13 protein-coding genes are annotated in these 13,347 nt (G+C 73.9%); 6 read left to right on the top strand and 7 right to left on the bottom strand.

What is annotated here, in order from left to right:
- Positions 1 to 88 precede the first annotated feature (88 nt).
- Positions 89 to 1,288 (bottom strand): agmatine deiminase family protein, encoded by a 1,200-nt coding sequence (locus ACIQVZ_RS21420; RefSeq protein ID WP_402452069.1) that lies wholly within the window; start codon positions 1,286 to 1,288, stop codon positions 89 to 91.
- Between the two features lie 184 nt (positions 1,289 to 1,472).
- On the opposite strand from ACIQVZ_RS21420, the gene ACIQVZ_RS21415 reads away from it, so the two are divergent.
- Positions 1,473 to 2,051, top strand: coding sequence for a TetR/AcrR family transcriptional regulator (locus ACIQVZ_RS21415; protein ID WP_402452067.1), 579 nt, complete (start codon positions 1,473 to 1,475; stop codon positions 2,049 to 2,051).
- Positions 2,052 to 2,075: 24 nt separating this feature from the next.
- Here ACIQVZ_RS21415 and ACIQVZ_RS21410 read toward each other — a convergent pair whose 3' ends face one another.
- The 3 genes from ACIQVZ_RS21410 to ACIQVZ_RS21400 all read right to left on the bottom strand — a co-directional run bounded on the left by ACIQVZ_RS21410 (position 2,076) and on the right by ACIQVZ_RS21400 (position 5,318).
- A complete protein-coding gene (locus ACIQVZ_RS21410) occupies positions 2,076 to 3,272 on the bottom strand; it encodes an agmatine/peptidylarginine deiminase (RefSeq protein WP_402452251.1) in 1,197 nt (398 codons plus the stop codon).
- 144 nt (positions 3,273 to 3,416) lie between these two features.
- Complete coding sequence (locus ACIQVZ_RS21405) at positions 3,417 to 4,541, bottom strand: agmatine/peptidylarginine deiminase (protein WP_402452064.1); 1,125 nt, start codon at positions 4,539 to 4,541, stop codon at positions 3,417 to 3,419.
- 222 nt (positions 4,542 to 4,763) lie between these two features.
- Entirely contained in the window at positions 4,764 to 5,318 is a 555-nt protein-coding gene (locus tag ACIQVZ_RS21400; protein WP_402452249.1) for a TetR/AcrR family transcriptional regulator, read from the bottom strand.
- A 251-nt stretch (positions 5,319 to 5,569) separates the two neighbouring features.
- Here ACIQVZ_RS21400 and ACIQVZ_RS21395 point away from each other — a divergent pair, with 251 nt between their 5' ends.
- The 3 genes from ACIQVZ_RS21395 (at position 5,570) to ACIQVZ_RS21385 (ending at position 8,862) form a co-directional block, all read left to right on the top strand.
- Positions 5,570 to 7,201, top strand: coding sequence for a serine/threonine-protein kinase (locus ACIQVZ_RS21395; protein WP_402452062.1), 1,632 nt, complete (start codon positions 5,570 to 5,572; stop codon positions 7,199 to 7,201).
- 108 nt (positions 7,202 to 7,309) lie between these two features.
- On the top strand, positions 7,310 to 7,813 hold the full coding sequence (locus tag ACIQVZ_RS21390; protein ID WP_402452061.1) for a DinB family protein: 504 nt from the start codon (positions 7,310 to 7,312) through the stop codon (positions 7,811 to 7,813).
- 140 nt (positions 7,814 to 7,953) lie between these two features.
- Complete coding sequence (locus ACIQVZ_RS21385; protein ID WP_402452058.1) at positions 7,954 to 8,862, top strand: phosphotransferase family protein; 909 nt, start codon at positions 7,954 to 7,956, stop codon at positions 8,860 to 8,862.
- Positions 8,863 to 8,883: 21 nt separating this feature from the next.
- On the opposite strand, the gene ACIQVZ_RS21380 is transcribed toward ACIQVZ_RS21385, so the two are convergent.
- The 3 genes from ACIQVZ_RS21380 to ACIQVZ_RS21370 all read right to left on the bottom strand — a co-directional run bounded on the left by ACIQVZ_RS21380 (position 8,884) and on the right by ACIQVZ_RS21370 (position 11,129).
- Positions 8,884 to 9,285: a pyridoxamine 5'-phosphate oxidase family protein gene (locus ACIQVZ_RS21380; protein WP_402452057.1), complete on the bottom strand. Its 402-nt coding sequence runs from the start codon at positions 9,283 to 9,285 to the stop codon at positions 8,884 to 8,886.
- A gap of 55 nt (positions 9,286 to 9,340) precedes the next feature.
- Positions 9,341 to 9,970 carry an MBL fold metallo-hydrolase gene (locus tag ACIQVZ_RS21375; protein WP_402452055.1) on the bottom strand — a complete coding sequence of 210 codons (630 nt, stop codon included), beginning with the start codon at positions 9,968 to 9,970 and terminating at the stop codon, positions 9,341 to 9,343.
- A 73-nt stretch (positions 9,971 to 10,043) separates the two neighbouring features.
- Positions 10,044 to 11,129 carry an S-(hydroxymethyl)mycothiol dehydrogenase gene (locus tag ACIQVZ_RS21370; RefSeq protein WP_350879545.1) on the bottom strand — a complete coding sequence of 362 codons (1,086 nt, stop codon included), beginning with the start codon at positions 11,127 to 11,129 and terminating at the stop codon, positions 10,044 to 10,046.
- A gap of 657 nt (positions 11,130 to 11,786) precedes the next feature.
- Here ACIQVZ_RS21370 and ACIQVZ_RS21365 point away from each other — a divergent pair.
- Together ACIQVZ_RS21365 and ACIQVZ_RS21360 are read left to right on the top strand one after the other, a co-directional pair.
- A complete protein-coding gene (locus ACIQVZ_RS21365; RefSeq protein ID WP_402452051.1) occupies positions 11,787 to 13,004 on the top strand; it encodes a cytochrome P450 in 1,218 nt (405 codons plus the stop codon).
- A complete protein-coding gene (locus tag ACIQVZ_RS21360; RefSeq protein ID WP_079136117.1) occupies positions 13,001 to 13,264 on the top strand; it encodes a ferredoxin in 264 nt (87 codons plus the stop codon). Before ACIQVZ_RS21365 ends, ACIQVZ_RS21360 begins: the two co-directional genes overlap by 4 nt.
- Positions 13,265 to 13,347 lie beyond the last annotated feature (83 nt).

Below are 13,347 nucleotides of genomic sequence, written 5' to 3'. Positions count from 1 at the left end.
GGCTCGGCGCGGCCCGGCCCGGCCGATCGGTCCGGCAGATCTGTCAGGCCTGGCCAGCCGGTCAGACCCGGCCGCTCGGACCGATCGGTCAGGCCGGGCCCGAGGAGCCGCCGGAGGCCCCGGCGGCCTCGGGCTGCTGCTGGGTCGAGCAGTGGATGCCGCCACCGCCGGCCGCGATGGCGTTGATGCTCACCGGGACGATCTCGCGGCCGGGATGGAGGTCGGCCAGCACGCCGGCCGCCCGGTCGTCGGAGGCCTTGTCCCCGAACTGGGGCATGATCACGGCCCCGTTGACGACGTAGTAGTTGAGGTACGTGGCCAGGAAGTCCTTGCCCCGGTCCGGCTGCCCGGTGAGGTCGGGTTCGGCGAGTTCCACGATCCGCGGCTTGCGGCCCTTGGCGTCGGTGGTGGAGCCGAGCACCTGCAAGGCCTGGTCGGAGGCGCGGGACCAGATGTCCGGCGGCGTGTCCGGGCCGGGGCGGTGGATGACGACCACGCCCGGCTCCGCGAACCGGGCCAGGGCGTCGATGTGGCAGTCGGTGATGTCCTGCCCGGCCACGCCGGCGAACCAGATGACCTTCTGGACGCCGAACAGGTCCTTCAGGGCCCCCTCGATCTGGTCGCGGCTCGTGCCCGGGTTGCGGTTCGAGTTGACCCACGAGCTCTCGGTGGCCATCAGGGTGCCCTCGCCGTCGACCTCGATCGCGCCGCCCTCGCCGGTGATCGGCGCCTGGACGCGCCGGATCCCGTAGTGGTCGAGGAGGTTCCGGGCGACCTTGGCGTCGTTGTCGTAGGTCTGCTTGCCGCCCCAGCCGTTGAAGTTGAGGTCGACGCCGGCCAGCCCGGCCGGGCCGGTGACGAAGGTCGGGCCGGTGTCGCGGGCCCACAGGTCGTCCACCGCCAGGTCGAGGACCTCGACGCTGGAGCCGCACAGCTGCCGGGCCGCGGCGCTCTGGTCCGGGCGGGCCATCAGCACCACCGGTTCGAACCGGGCGACGGCCTGCGCGATGTGCGCGATGTCCTGGCGGACGGCGGGCAGTTGGTCGCCCCACACCGAATCGAGGGCCGGCCAGGCCATGAACGTCCTGGTGTGGGGGCGCCACTCGGCCGGCATGGCGTACGACGCGGCGGCGCTCGCGGCTCCGCCCGTGCCCGTGCCGGCGGCCGTGGTCGGCTCGTCCTTCGGGGACGAGGCCCCCGACGAACCGCAGCCTTCCACCATCGCGACCACGGCCGCGGCCGCCCCGGAGCGCAGCACGGCCCGGCGGGACAGGGCGGGTTCTCTCATGGCAGGTCCCCTCGTCGACACGGATTCCACCCCGAAGCGGGCGATATCCGACAGTAGGGGTGGCCGGCGGGTCCGTCGGCGAGCCCGCGCGGCGCCGATCGGGCGAATCAGGCGATCCGCCGGGGTGGACGACTCCCCGGCTAGACTGAAAGTTCAGTCAATATTTCGGGTACAGTGGACCACCATGCCAGACCGTCGGACAGAGATACTGAGAGCGGCCACGAGGCTCATCGCGCGACGCGGCGTACGCGGGCTGCGGGTGGGGGAACTGGCCGCCGAGGCCGGGGTGTCGACCTCGCTGATCTACTACCACTTCACCGACCGCGCCGGGATCCTGCGCGAGACCCTGGAGTTCATCGGCGAACGGGCCGACCGCTACACCGACGAACCGGAGCCCGGGGCGCCCGCGGACGACCCCTGCAGCGAACTGGCCCAGGCCCTGCTGCTGGAACTCCAGGACTCCGCCGAGGTCCGCGAGAACAGCACCGCCTGGGGCGAGTTGCGGGCGAGCGCGGTCTTCGAGTCCCGCCTCCGCGAGGACCTGGCCAGGGCCACCCACACCTGGGTGCACGAGATCGCCGGCCTGCTCGGCCGCGCCCATCCGTTCGGCACCGCGCCCGCACACGCCGCCTCCGCCGAACGCCTCACCGCGCTCCTGGAGGGCCTCAGCATCCGCTGGCTGAGCGGCTCCCTGCCGCTCGACCGCGCGCGCAGCCTGCTCGGCGAGGCGATCGGCACGGAGATCGCGGGCTGGCGCGCCTAGGGTGTGTCGCCCAAGGAGCAGCGGTCAGGACTCCGGCGTGCCGGGCTGGTCGTGGGTCGAGCAGTGGATCCCGCCGCCGCCGGAGGCGATGTCGTCGATCTTCACCGGGACGATGTCGCGGCCGGGGAAGTGGTCGCGCAGGATCTGCTGGGCCCGGTCGTCGGCCTTGGCGTCCCCGAAGCGCGGCAGGAACAGCGACTTGTTGGCGACGTAGAAGTTGATGTACGAGGACACGAACGCGTCGCCGCGGCCGGTGATCCGGTCCGGATCGGGCTGCGGAAGGTCGATCACCTGCAACGGCCTGCCGTGGGCGTCGGTGGCGGTCTTGAGAACCTCGCGCGCCTGGGCCGCGGAGCGGGACCAGACGTCGGCGGGCGCGCCGGGGAACGGCTGGTCCAGCAGGACGACCCCGGGGGCGGCGAAGCGCACCAGGCAGTCCACGTGCGCGTCCGTGATGTCCTGGTCGCGCACACCGGCGAACCAGATCACCTTGGCCACGCCGAGGGCCGTCTTGAGCTCGGCCTCGATCTCGTCCCGGCTCCTGCCCGGGTTGCGGCGCTGGTTGACCACCGAGCTCTCGGTGACCATCAGCGTCCCCTCCCCGTCCGTCTCGAACGAGCCGCCCTCCGCGACGACCGACGTACGGACCCGCTCGATCCCGTACCGGCCGAGGACGGCGGCGGCCAGCGCCGTGTCGTTGCCGTGCTCCTTCTGCTTGTTGCCCCAGCCGCTGAAGTTGAAGTCGACGCCCTTCGGCTTTCCGGCCTCCTCGACGAACACCGGTACGGTGTCCCGGGCCCACAGGTCGTCGACGGGCAGCGCGACGACCTCGACGTCCTTGCCGCACGCGCTCTGCGCCGCGTCCACCTGGGACTGGCGGGCGAACATCACCACCGGTTCGTAGCCCCCGACGGCGCGGGCCAGCCGCGCGATGTCCTGGCGGACGTCCGGGAGCTGGTCACCCCAGATGCCGGTGGACGCCGGCCAGGCCATGAAGGTGCGGGCGTGGCTCTCCCACTCCGCGCCGAACCTGCGCCCCGGCGTCGCACCCGCCCCGCCGGAGGCGGGCGGCTGGGACGCCACGGGCGCCGACGGCTGGGACGTGCCCGGCGCGGGCGGCTCCGAGGAGCCCGAGGGAGCCGCCGCCCCGGGCCCGTCCGACGGGGCACAGGCCGCGGCGCCGAGCGTCAGCAGGCCGGCTCCGGCCACGGCGCGCAGCATCGTGCGGCGGGACGGGACGGACGGGGTGGACGGGGTCGACCGGGAGGAGGAAGCGGGCGGGGTCGGGTGGAACACGGAACGCTCCGGCGGTACGAGGGCGCGGGACAGCGCGGGCGGGCGGCGGGCAACGGGGGGCGGCTACGGCTACGGCAGGGGTTCCTGCATCGTGGAGCAGTGGATGCCGCCGCCCCCGGCCATCAGGCGGTCGACGTCGAGCTGGACGACCTCGCGCCCGGGGAACGCCTCGGCGAGGGTGCGCCGGGCGGCCTCGTCCTTGTACGCGTCGCCGAACTGGGCGGCGATCACGCCCCCGTTGACGACGTGGAAGTTCAGGTACGAGTCGACGAACTTCGAGTCGCGCGAGCGGACGGTGTCGGGGCCGTCCACCCGGATCACCTGGAGCCGGCGGCCCCTGGCGTCGGTGGCCCGGGAGAGGATGTCGAACTGCTCCCGGGCGTCCCGGGCCCAGACGTCGTGGCGGTCCGCCGGGGGCAGTTGCACCAGGACGACGCCCGGCCGGACGAACCGGGAGGTGACGTCGATGTGGTCGTCGGTGATGTCCTGGCCCTTGATCCCGGGGACCCAGATCATCTTGTCCGCGCCGTACACCTCCAGGACGGCCTCCTCGATCTCGTCCCGGCTCATGCCCCGGTTGCGGTTCTTGTTGACCAGGCTGCTCTCGGTGGCCATCAGGGTGCCGTCGCCGTCGGTCTCGACCGAGCCGCCCTCACCGACGAACTCCGCGTAGGAGAAGGGGAGTCGGAGCATCTCGGCGATGCCGCGCGCGACCTCGGCGTCGTCCCGGTGGGTCTGCTTGCCGCCCCAGCCGTTGAAGTTGAGGCCGACGGCGTCGAGCCGCCCGTAGCCGTCGCGCCGGAACACCGGGGCGGTGTCCCGCATCCAGAGGTCATCGGTGGGGACGGCGTCCGTCACGGTGACGGCGGATCCGCACAGGGACCGGGCCTCCCGGACGCTGTAGTCGTCCGGGGCGCACATGACCACCGGCTCGAAGCGGGCGATGGTCCGGGCGATGAGCGCGATGTCCTGCTGGACACCCGCCAGCTGCCTGCCCCAGACGGACTTGCGGGACGGCCAGGACATCCAGGTGCGGGCGTGCGGGACGTCGTCGCGGTCCACCCACCACTGCGGGAGCCCTGCCTCACCGGCGTACGGCAGCCCGCGCTCCGCCTGGTGCGGGGGCGAGGGCGAGGGCGGGGCCCCGAAGAGGCGGTCGAACAGGGAGCGGTTGTCACCGTGGATGTTGCTCATGACGGATCTCCAAATCAAGTATTGCCCACCGAGTGACCGGTGGCCCCGCAGTCGCAACTCTGACATTGACTGAATTTTCAGTCAAGCTCCAGATCATGAAACTGCCCGACCGGCCCCGACGCGGGAAAAGGACCGGCACGGAAAAGGCCCGGCACGGAAAGTCCCCGAAACGCGACAAGGCCCCGGGCCACCTCTTCGCCCGGGGCCGGAACGCGACGCGCGCTACCCGCGCAGTCGCTCCACCTCGGCGTCGATCGCGCCGGCCATCAGCTCACGCGCGTGCGCCACCGGCAGGCTGCCGCTGAGCCAACGGACACTCAGCCCCTCCAGCAGCGCGGTCAGCCGCTCGGCCGAGGCCGCCAGGGCGGCGGCCCCGTTCATCGGCCGCACCTGCCCGAGCAGCTCCGCGACCTCCTGGACCCAGACGAGGGTGGCCCGGGCCAGGTCCTCCCGCAGCTCGGGGTCGAACACCGCACTCGCCCGCAGCTCGCCCCAGGCCGTGCTGTTCTCCCGCACCTCGGGGGTGTCCTGGAGCTCCAGCAGCAGCGTCTGCTCCAGCTCGCCCCGGGCGTCCAGCGGCGGCGCGTCCGCCGCGCGCTCCGTCGTGTAGCGCTCGGCGCGGTCGTTGATGAACTCCAGCGTCGCGCGGAGGATCCCCGCGCGGTCCTTGAAGTGGTAGTAGATCAGCGCGGTGGACACCCCCGCCTCCGCCGCCAGTTCCTCCACGCGCAGCCCGCGGACGCCGCGCCGGGCGATGACCCGCGCAGCCGCTTCCATGATCAAGGTTCGACGGTCAGCCACAAGGAGTCACCTTACCCGGAGGGGGCACCGGCCGACCGGAGGGCCCCATTCCTGACTGAAATCCCAGTCGGGGTATGATCCGGTGCGCTTCGCGACGCCGGCGTCCGCCCGGGCCCCGGCCCGACCACTCGCCGCGCCCTCGCCTTGCGCCGTCCCACCCCGCCTCACCTTGCCCCGCCCGCTCCGCCACTCCCCCGTCCCACCCGCACGACCCGCTGGGAGCCAGCATGACCGCAGAGCCCTTCGGCGCCCCGTCGCCCACGGCGTTCCAGGCGCTGTCCCCGGACGACCCCCGCGAGGTCGGCGGCTACCGCCTCTGCGCGCGGCTCGGCGCGGGCGGCATGGGCCTCGTCTACCTGGCCTACACCCCCGGCGGGCGGCCGGTCGCGCTCAAGGTCGTCCGGCCCGAACTCGCCGAGGACCCCGAGTTCCGGCACCGCTTCGCCCAGGAGGTCGCCAGCGCCCGGCGCATCCACGGCCTCTACACCGCCCAGGTGGTCGACGCGGGCACCGACGCCGCCACCCCCTGGCTGGCCACCACCTTCGTGCCCGGCCCCTCCCTCCAGCAGGTCGTCCAGCACTACGGACCGCTGCCCGAACGGACCGTCCTGCTGCTCCTCGCCGGCATCGCCGAGGCCCTCCAGGCGATCCACGCGGCGGGCGTCGTCCACCGCGACCTCAAGCCCGGCAACGTCCTCGTCGCCGCCGACGGCCCCCGCGTCATCGACTTCGGCATCGCCCGGGCCGCCGACGCCAGCCCGCTCACCGGCACCGGTCTGCGGATCGGCTCGCCCGGCTTCATGGCCCCCGAACAGGCCCTCGGCCTGTCCGCCGCCCCGGCCACCGACGTCTTCGCGCTGGGCGCCCTGATCGCCTACGTCGGCTCCGGCGCTCCCCCCTTCGACGACGGGCCCGAGCCCGCCTCGCTGTACCGGGCGGTGCACGAGGAGCCCGACCTCTCCCAGCTGCCGCCCGGGCTGCACGAACTGGTCCGGCTCTGCCTGGCCAAGCGCCCCGAGGACCGGCCGGGCACCGCCCAGCTGATCGAGGCCGCCCGCCGGCACCCCGCCACCGGCGGCGAACTCCGCTTCTCCGACGACTGGCTGCCCCAGCAGGTCGTCGGCGCGATCCGCCGCCACAGCGACCTGCCGACCACGCCCGGCACACCCGCCCCGCCCGCCACCGTCCTCTCCCCGGCCCGGGCCGCGGCCGACGCCCCGACCACGCTCGGCCTCCCCGCCCCGTCGCCCACCCGGCTGCAACCGGCCCCCGACAGACCCGAGCCCGCCGCCCCCGCCCGCCGGCACACCCGCACCCGCACCGTGCTCCTGACCACCGCCGCCCTCCTCGTCGGCGCCGCGGCCGCGTTCATGCTGCTCGATCCCGAGTACCTCGACGACCCCGACGACCAGAACGTCGCCGCCGGCCTCCCCCCGTCCGGCGCCGCCACGAGTGCCCCGGCCACCGCCCCGGCCACGACGGCCGCCGGGTACACCGCCGTCCACACCAACCTCGAACTCACCTCCCCCGACCCCAGCTACGAGTTCGACCTCAAGGCCGGGAAGGTCACCGCCCAGGACGCCTCCACCTGGTACCTGGGCCGCCACGCCGGCGAGTTCTCCATTCCCGAGGACAGCGACGCCTACGTCGCGCCGACCGGCCGGCTCACCCTCCCCGACTGCGTCAAGGGCGTCGAGACCCAGCCGGTCTCCACCCTGCCCTTCAACGCCCTGCGCACCGACCGCAGCTTCTGCGTCCGCGCCCAGGGCGGCCAGGACATCGCCATCGTCCGCATCCTCGCCTCGGCCGACGACGGCCCGGTCCGGATCTCGCTCACCTCCTACCACCGCTCCGCCTGACGCGGCGCCACCCCGGGCGGACGGCGCCGTCCGGTGCCGCCCGCGAGCGGAACGGGGCCGTCCGCCGGCCCGGCGGCACTTGTCGGTGACGGCTGGTACGGTCCGCCCATGATGAAGCGCGTACCGTTCACCGGTGCTGAGAAGGAGAGTCTGCACGTCGCCCTCGACCGGCACCGTGACGCGGTGCTGTGGAAGCTCGACGGCCTGGACGACGAGCAGCTGCGGCGGCCGATGACCCCGTCGGGGACGAACCTGCTGGGCCTGGTCAAGCACCTGGGAGGTGCCGAGCTGGGCTGGTTCTGCGAGGCGTTCGGCCGCGAGACCGGGCCCCTGCCCTTCGACCTGGAGGCCGACGAGACCTCCGACATGAGGGTGGAGCCGCACGAGTCCACCGAGGACGTCCTGGCGTTCTACGCCCGCGCCCGCGCCGCCGCCGACGAGGTGATCGGCGAGCTCGACCTCGACGACCTGGGCAAGGCCTGGTTCGGCGACGCCGTGTCGCTGCGCTGGGTGCTCATCCACATGGTGACGGAGACGACGCGGCACGCGGGCCACATGGACATCCTGCGCGAACTCCTCGACGGCGCGGCCGGCGACCACAACCGGGGCTGAGCCGGGCCGGAGCCGCACCCGCGCCATCCCGCGTCATCGCGTGCCACCTCCGTCGAACGCCTGACGTGCCCGCCCGGCGCCTTCACACTGGTGGTGAACGACGCAGGCCGACCTGCGACCGCGAAACCCCGAAGGTGTACATGAGTGAGCGATTCGCCGCGTTGGACGACCTGGCCGAGCGGTGGGGCCTGAGCGGTCTGGAACTCGTCGGCGAGGGCCTGGAGTTCTCCGTGTTCCGGGCGCAGGGGCGGGACGGCCGGCCCGTCGCGATGCGGCTCGCGCGCCGGCGGTACGAGTCGAACGCCAACGACCCCCACGTGGACACCCGGACCCTGCTCCGGCAGGAGTACGCCATCGCGAAGCACCTGGCCGCCCACGGCCTGCCGGTCGCGCAGCCGAGGGAGCTCGTCCTGGCGGACGACCCGGCCGCCCCCGACGTGCTGCTGTCCGCCTACGTCCCCGACGACGGCTCGGACCTCGACTCCTTCGAGCTGGGTCACCTCCTCGCGAGGCTCCACCGGGTGCCGCCGCCGCAGCTGAGGCCCGTCGCGGCGGAGGGAGCCGGCACGGCGGCGGCGATCGCCGCGCGCATCGGGCGCCGCTGGGCCGAGATCCGCCGCCGCGTCGACGACTGGCCCGAGCCGCCGTCCGCCTCCCTGCTCGCCGGCCACCTCGCCGGCTGCGCCGAGGACAGCCTGCTGCACCTCGACGTGCGCAGCGCCAACATCCGCCGCCACCAGGGCCGGGCGGTCGCCCTGCTGGACTGGTCGAACGCCCTGCTCGGGCCCCCGGCCGTGGAGTTCGGCCGACTCGTCGAGTACGCCCGGTACCCGGAGAACGACCTCGACCCGGCGGCGGTCCGCCGCGGGTACGCGAGGACGGCGACCGCCCCGGCCGACGACGATCCGCGCCTGCTCGTGGGCCGACTGGACGCCGCGCTGATGCTGGCGCTCGTCTTCCTCTCCGAGGCGCCCGACGCCGGCCGGGGCCCCGCGGCGGTCGACCACGCCCGCGAGCTCGCGCTCAGGATGGGCGCGAGCCACGTGTGAGGCAGCCCGGGAGCAGAGCTCTCAGGGCCGGCCGAGGACGCGGTAGACGGCGATCTCGATGACCACCCGGTCCGGGTTCACCCGGGGTTCGCGGTAGCGCTCGGTGTAGCGCCGCTCGGCGTCGGCGACCTGCTCGGGCTCGTCCCGGACGACGGCCACGCCCTCCAGGGTCGACCAGCGGGCCCGGTCCACCTGGCAGACCGCGACCCGCAGGCCCTGCGGGCCGGCCGCCGCCACGTTGCGCGCCTTGCGGCTGGTGCGGCTGGTGATCACCCGGGCCGTCCCGGTCTCCGGCTGGTACGTCACGCCGACCGGCACCACGTGCGGGGAGCCGTCCGGGCGGGCGGTGGTCAGGGTGGCGATGTGACGCTCGCGCCAGAAGGCGAGGAAGGCGTCGTCGAGGTCGCGTGGATCATGGGCCATGATCGCGATGCTACGGCCCCCGGAGCACGCGGCGTGCTCCGGGGGCCGTTCGTCGTCAGTGCCCGCGGGCGATCCAGTCCGGCAGGGCCGGGGCCTCGGCGCCGATGGTGGTCGGGTCGCCGTGGCCGGTGCGGACCACCGTCTCGGCCGGGAGCGACAGCAGCCGCTCGCGGATCGAGTCGATGATCGTCGGGAAGTGCGAGAACGACCGGCCGGTCGCGCCCGGGCCCCCGTGGAACAGGGTGTCGCCGGTGAAGACGGTGCCGAGCTCCGGCGCGTACAGGCAGACCGCGCCCGGGGCGTGGCCCGGGGTGTGCAGGACGGTCAGCTCGGTGCCGGCCACCTCGATCCGCTGCCCGTCGGCGAGTTCGCCGTCCGGCAGGCGCTCGGGGTGGGTGAGCTTCCACAGCGGCAGGTCGTCCGGGTGCAGCAGGATCGGCGCGCCGGTGCGGGCCGCGAGGGCCGGGGCGGCGTCGATGTGGTCGTTGTGCGCGTGGGTGGAGACGATCGCCACCAGCCGGCGCCCGCCGAGCGCGGCCTCGATCGCGTCGGCGTCGTGCGCGGCGTCGATCACCACCGCCTGCTCGTCGTCGCCGACGATCCAGACGTTGTTCTCCACCTCCCAGCTGCCGCCGTCGAGTTCGAAGGTCCCGGCGGTGACCAGTCGGTCGATCCTCGGACTCATGCGTCCACCTCGCTTCGCTCGGCAGGTGCTTCGCCCGATGCGCACCTCTCGATGGTTCGCTCGCTGCGCTCGCTCACAGGACCACGACCGAACGGAGCACGTCGCCCTGGTGCATGCGCTCGAACGCCTGCTCCACCGCGTCGAGTTCGATGGTCTCGGTGACGAACGCACCGAGGTCCAGGCGGCCCTGGAGGTGGAGGTCGATCAGCATCGGGAAGTCCCGCGAGGGCAGGCAGTCGCCGTACCAGGAGGACTTCAGCGCGCCGCCGCGGCCGAACACGTCGAGCAGCGGCAGCTCCAGCGTCATCTCCGGCGTGGGCACGCCGACCAGGACGACGGTGCCGGCGAGGTCGCGGGCGTAGAAGGCCTGCTTGTACGTCTCCGGGCGGCCGACCGCCTCGACCACCACGTCCGCGCCGTTTCCGCCGGTCAGCTCCCGGATCGCCTCGACCGGGTCGGTGCTACGGGAGTTGACGGTGTGGGTGGCGCCGAGCTTGCGGGCCGTCTCCAGCTTGCGGTCGTCGATGTCGACGGCGATGATCTTCGACGCGCCCGCCAGCCGCGAGCCCATCACGGCCGCGCCGCCGACGCCGCCGCAGCCGATCACCGCGACCGAGTCGCCGCGGCCGACGCCCCCGGTGTTGATGGCGGCGCCGATGCCCGCCATCACACCGCAGCCCAGCAGGCCGGCGACGGCCGGCGAGGCCGCCGGGTCGACCTTGGTGCACTGGCCGGCCGCGACCAGGGTCTTCTCGGCGAACGCGCCGATCCCCAGCGCCGGGGACAGTTCGGTGCCGTCCAGCAGCGTCATCTTCTGCTTGGCGTTGTGGGTGTTGAAGCAGTACTGCGCGCGGCCGCGCCGGCAGGCGCGGCACTGGCCGCACACCGCGCGCCAGTTGAGGACGACGAAGTCGCCCGGCTCGACCTCGGTGACGCCCTCGCCGACCGACTCGACGATGCCCGCCGCCTCGTGCCCGAGGAGGAACGGGAACTCGTCGTTGATGCCGCCCTCGCGGTAGTGGAGGTCGGTGTGGCAGACCCCGCAGGCCTGGATTTTGACCACCGCCTCGCCCGGCCCCGGGTCCGGCACCACGATCGTGGTCACCTCCACGGGCGCGCCCTTGGCGCGCGCGATGACTGCCTTGACCTGCTGGGCCATCCGATTCCACCTCCGTCGGCCGATGCGGCTCTGCACCGGCGTGACCTGCGACAAACGACTGCCCACGAAGCGTAGCGCCCGTAGCGACGGGCGCCGACGGGGCGGGTCCGGTGATCCGGCTCACCGCACCGCCCGCGAGGGCGTCATATGCCGTCGAGATATCCGCCGGACCCCCCGGCGCGGCCCGCAGGGCAGGGCGCGCGGGCGGCGCCGAGCGCCCGTCAGCGTGCCTCGAAGTGCCCGGAAAGGAGCGCCGTTGGCTGGAAGTGCCGCTGACGCGCGCGCCGCCGCCCACGTACGGTCGTAGCAGAAGCGGTCCACGCGACCACGCTCAGCACATCCGCCCCACCCGACGGTGCGCCACCGCGCGCCGTCCGCGCCGAGGCGTACCGACCGTACGCCGTCGCACGATTCGCGCCATCCCCCGTCCAGGTCCGCGTTCGCCTTCGCTTCCGCCTTCGATCCGCTGTTCGTCCCACCCGATCCACCGTTCGTCCCGATCCGCCGCCCCACCCGATCCACCGTTCGTCCCGGTCCGCCGAACCCGGCCCGGGCCGAGCCGCCCGCCGGCCCGCCCCACCCGTCCCCGCACCATCCCGGTTCCACCCCCCGTCGGGCCGTCACGCGCGGCCCCCCGCCCTGGAGTCTGGAGTACGGATGTCCGCCGAGAACAGTGCGACCGGTGCCGGAACCGGCACCGTCCCGCTCATCCCGATGCACTGCCTGCGCCACCTGGAGCCCGGTCCGCCGCGGCTCGCCGCGCTGCCCACCGGAACGCCCGTCTGGCTGGTCAGCCGCCACGCGGACGTGCGGCAGGTGCTGACCGACCCGCGCCTGGGCCGCGCCCCGCTGTACGCGCCGGACGCGCCGCCGATCACCCTCGTCCCGAACATCCTCGACAGCCCGCAGGGGCTGCTGAACATCGACGGCACCGAGCACCAGCGGCTGCGCCGCACCGTGCAGCGGGCCTTCACGCCGCGCGCCATCGCCCGCTGGCGGCCCTGGGTCGCCTCGGTGGTCGAGGCCCTGATCGACGAGATGATCGACCACGGCTCCCCCACCGACATCGTGGCCGGCTACAGCCGCAAGCTGCCCGTCCAGGTGATCACCCGGCTGATGGGGCTCGACAACCTGGACGGCAAGAAGCTCTCGCACTGGAGCGACCACGCGCTCTCCGCCACCGCCTACACGGCCGAGGAGATCGCCACCGCCATGGCCGAGTTCGCCGGCTTCGGCGCCGCGGTGATCGCCGAACGCCGCGCCGACCCCGGCGAGGACCTGGTCAGCAGCCTGCTCGCGGCCGCGGCCGAGGACGGTTCGATCACCGAGGAGCAGTTGGTCACGCTGGTCATCGGCCTCGTCGTGGCCGGCCACGAGACCACCATGACGAGCCTCGGCAACGCGCTGGTCTACCTGCTCACCGAGGACCGCGAGGCCTGGCAGCGGCTCTCCTCCGACGAGGCCAGCGCGACCGCCGCGACCGAGCAGATCCTGCGCGCCGTCCCGCTCGGCGACTCCCAGCACCTGCCCGGCCTGCTGCGCCGCACCATCGAGGACGTCGAGATCGGCGGGGTGGTCATCCCGGCGGGCAGCGTCGTCGCCGCCGACACCGTCGCCGCCAACCAGGACCCGACGGTCTTCACCGGGGACCTGCTCACCGAGCTGTTCTCCCCGCTGGCCGCGCCGATGCTGACCTTCGGCGCCGGGCCGCACCACTGCCTGGGCGCCTGGCTCGCCCGGATGGAGCTCGAACTCGCCCTGCACCGCCTGGCCCGCCGGCTGCCCTCGCTGCGCCTGACCGGGCCGGTCGAGGACATCGACTGGCGGCGGGGCCTGCTCACCCGCAGCCCCGAGTCCCTCCAGGTCGCCTGGTGACGGCCACCCCGGGGACGGGCGCCGACGCGGTGGTCGTCCGGGTCGACCGGGACCGCTGCATCGGCTCCGGGATGTGCGCCCTGAGCGCCCCCGGCTCGCTGGCGCTCGGCGCCGACGGGCTGGCCGAGCCGGTGGCCGACTACGCGGCCGACGGCGCCGAGCTGACGGAGGCACTGGCCGACGCGGTCGACTTCTGCCCGGTCGAGGCGCTGACCCTCTACTCGGCCGCGGGCGGCTACCGGATCGCCCCGGCGGAGTGACCACGCCCCGGCGCCGTCCGCCCCGACGCGGCGGACGGCGCCGGGGGCCTTCCCGGATCGATGAGCCCGGCTAATCGACGGAT

The organism is Kitasatospora sp. NPDC098663, assembly GCF_044760075.1.
GTDB lineage: Bacteria > Actinomycetota > Actinomycetes > Streptomycetales > Streptomycetaceae > Kitasatospora.
The sequence above is the reverse complement of the archived record's forward strand: the minus strand, read 5'-3'. Positions and strand labels throughout refer to the sequence as shown.

What these genes read in the sequence shown, in the direction of transcription:
- ACIQVZ_RS21395 (WP_402452062.1), top strand. Translation starts at nt 5,570, where the DNA reads ATGACCGCAGAGCCCTTCGGCGCCCCGTCGCCCACGGCGTTCCAGGCG.
- ACIQVZ_RS21415 (WP_402452067.1), top strand. Translation starts at nt 1,473, where the DNA reads ATGCCAGACCGTCGGACAGAGATACTGAGAGCGGCCACGAGGCTCATC.
- ACIQVZ_RS21400 (WP_402452249.1), bottom strand. Translation starts at nt 5,318, where the DNA reads ATGGAAGCGGCTGCGCGGGTCATCGCCCGGCGCGGCGTCCGCGGGCTG.
- ACIQVZ_RS21380 (WP_402452057.1), bottom strand. Translation starts at nt 9,285, where the DNA reads ATGGCCCATGATCCACGCGACCTCGACGACGCCTTCCTCGCCTTCTGG.
- ACIQVZ_RS21375 (WP_402452055.1), bottom strand. Translation starts at nt 9,970, where the DNA reads ATGAGTCCGAGGATCGACCGACTGGTCACCGCCGGGACCTTCGAACTC.
- ACIQVZ_RS21365 (WP_402452051.1), top strand. Translation starts at nt 11,787, where the DNA reads ATGTCCGCCGAGAACAGTGCGACCGGTGCCGGAACCGGCACCGTCCCG.
- ACIQVZ_RS21420 (WP_402452069.1), bottom strand. Translation starts at nt 1,288, where the DNA reads ATGAGAGAACCCGCCCTGTCCCGCCGGGCCGTGCTGCGCTCCGGGGCG.
- ACIQVZ_RS21370 (WP_350879545.1), bottom strand. Translation starts at nt 11,129, where the DNA reads ATGGCCCAGCAGGTCAAGGCAGTCATCGCGCGCGCCAAGGGCGCGCCC.
- ACIQVZ_RS21390 (WP_402452061.1), top strand. Translation starts at nt 7,310, where the DNA reads ATGATGAAGCGCGTACCGTTCACCGGTGCTGAGAAGGAGAGTCTGCAC.
- ACIQVZ_RS21405 (WP_402452064.1), bottom strand. Translation starts at nt 4,541, where the DNA reads ATGAGCAACATCCACGGTGACAACCGCTCCCTGTTCGACCGCCTCTTC.
- ACIQVZ_RS21410 (WP_402452251.1), bottom strand. Translation starts at nt 3,272, where the DNA reads ATGCTGCGCGCCGTGGCCGGAGCCGGCCTGCTGACGCTCGGCGCCGCG.
- ACIQVZ_RS21385 (WP_402452058.1), top strand. Translation starts at nt 7,954, where the DNA reads ATGAGTGAGCGATTCGCCGCGTTGGACGACCTGGCCGAGCGGTGGGGC.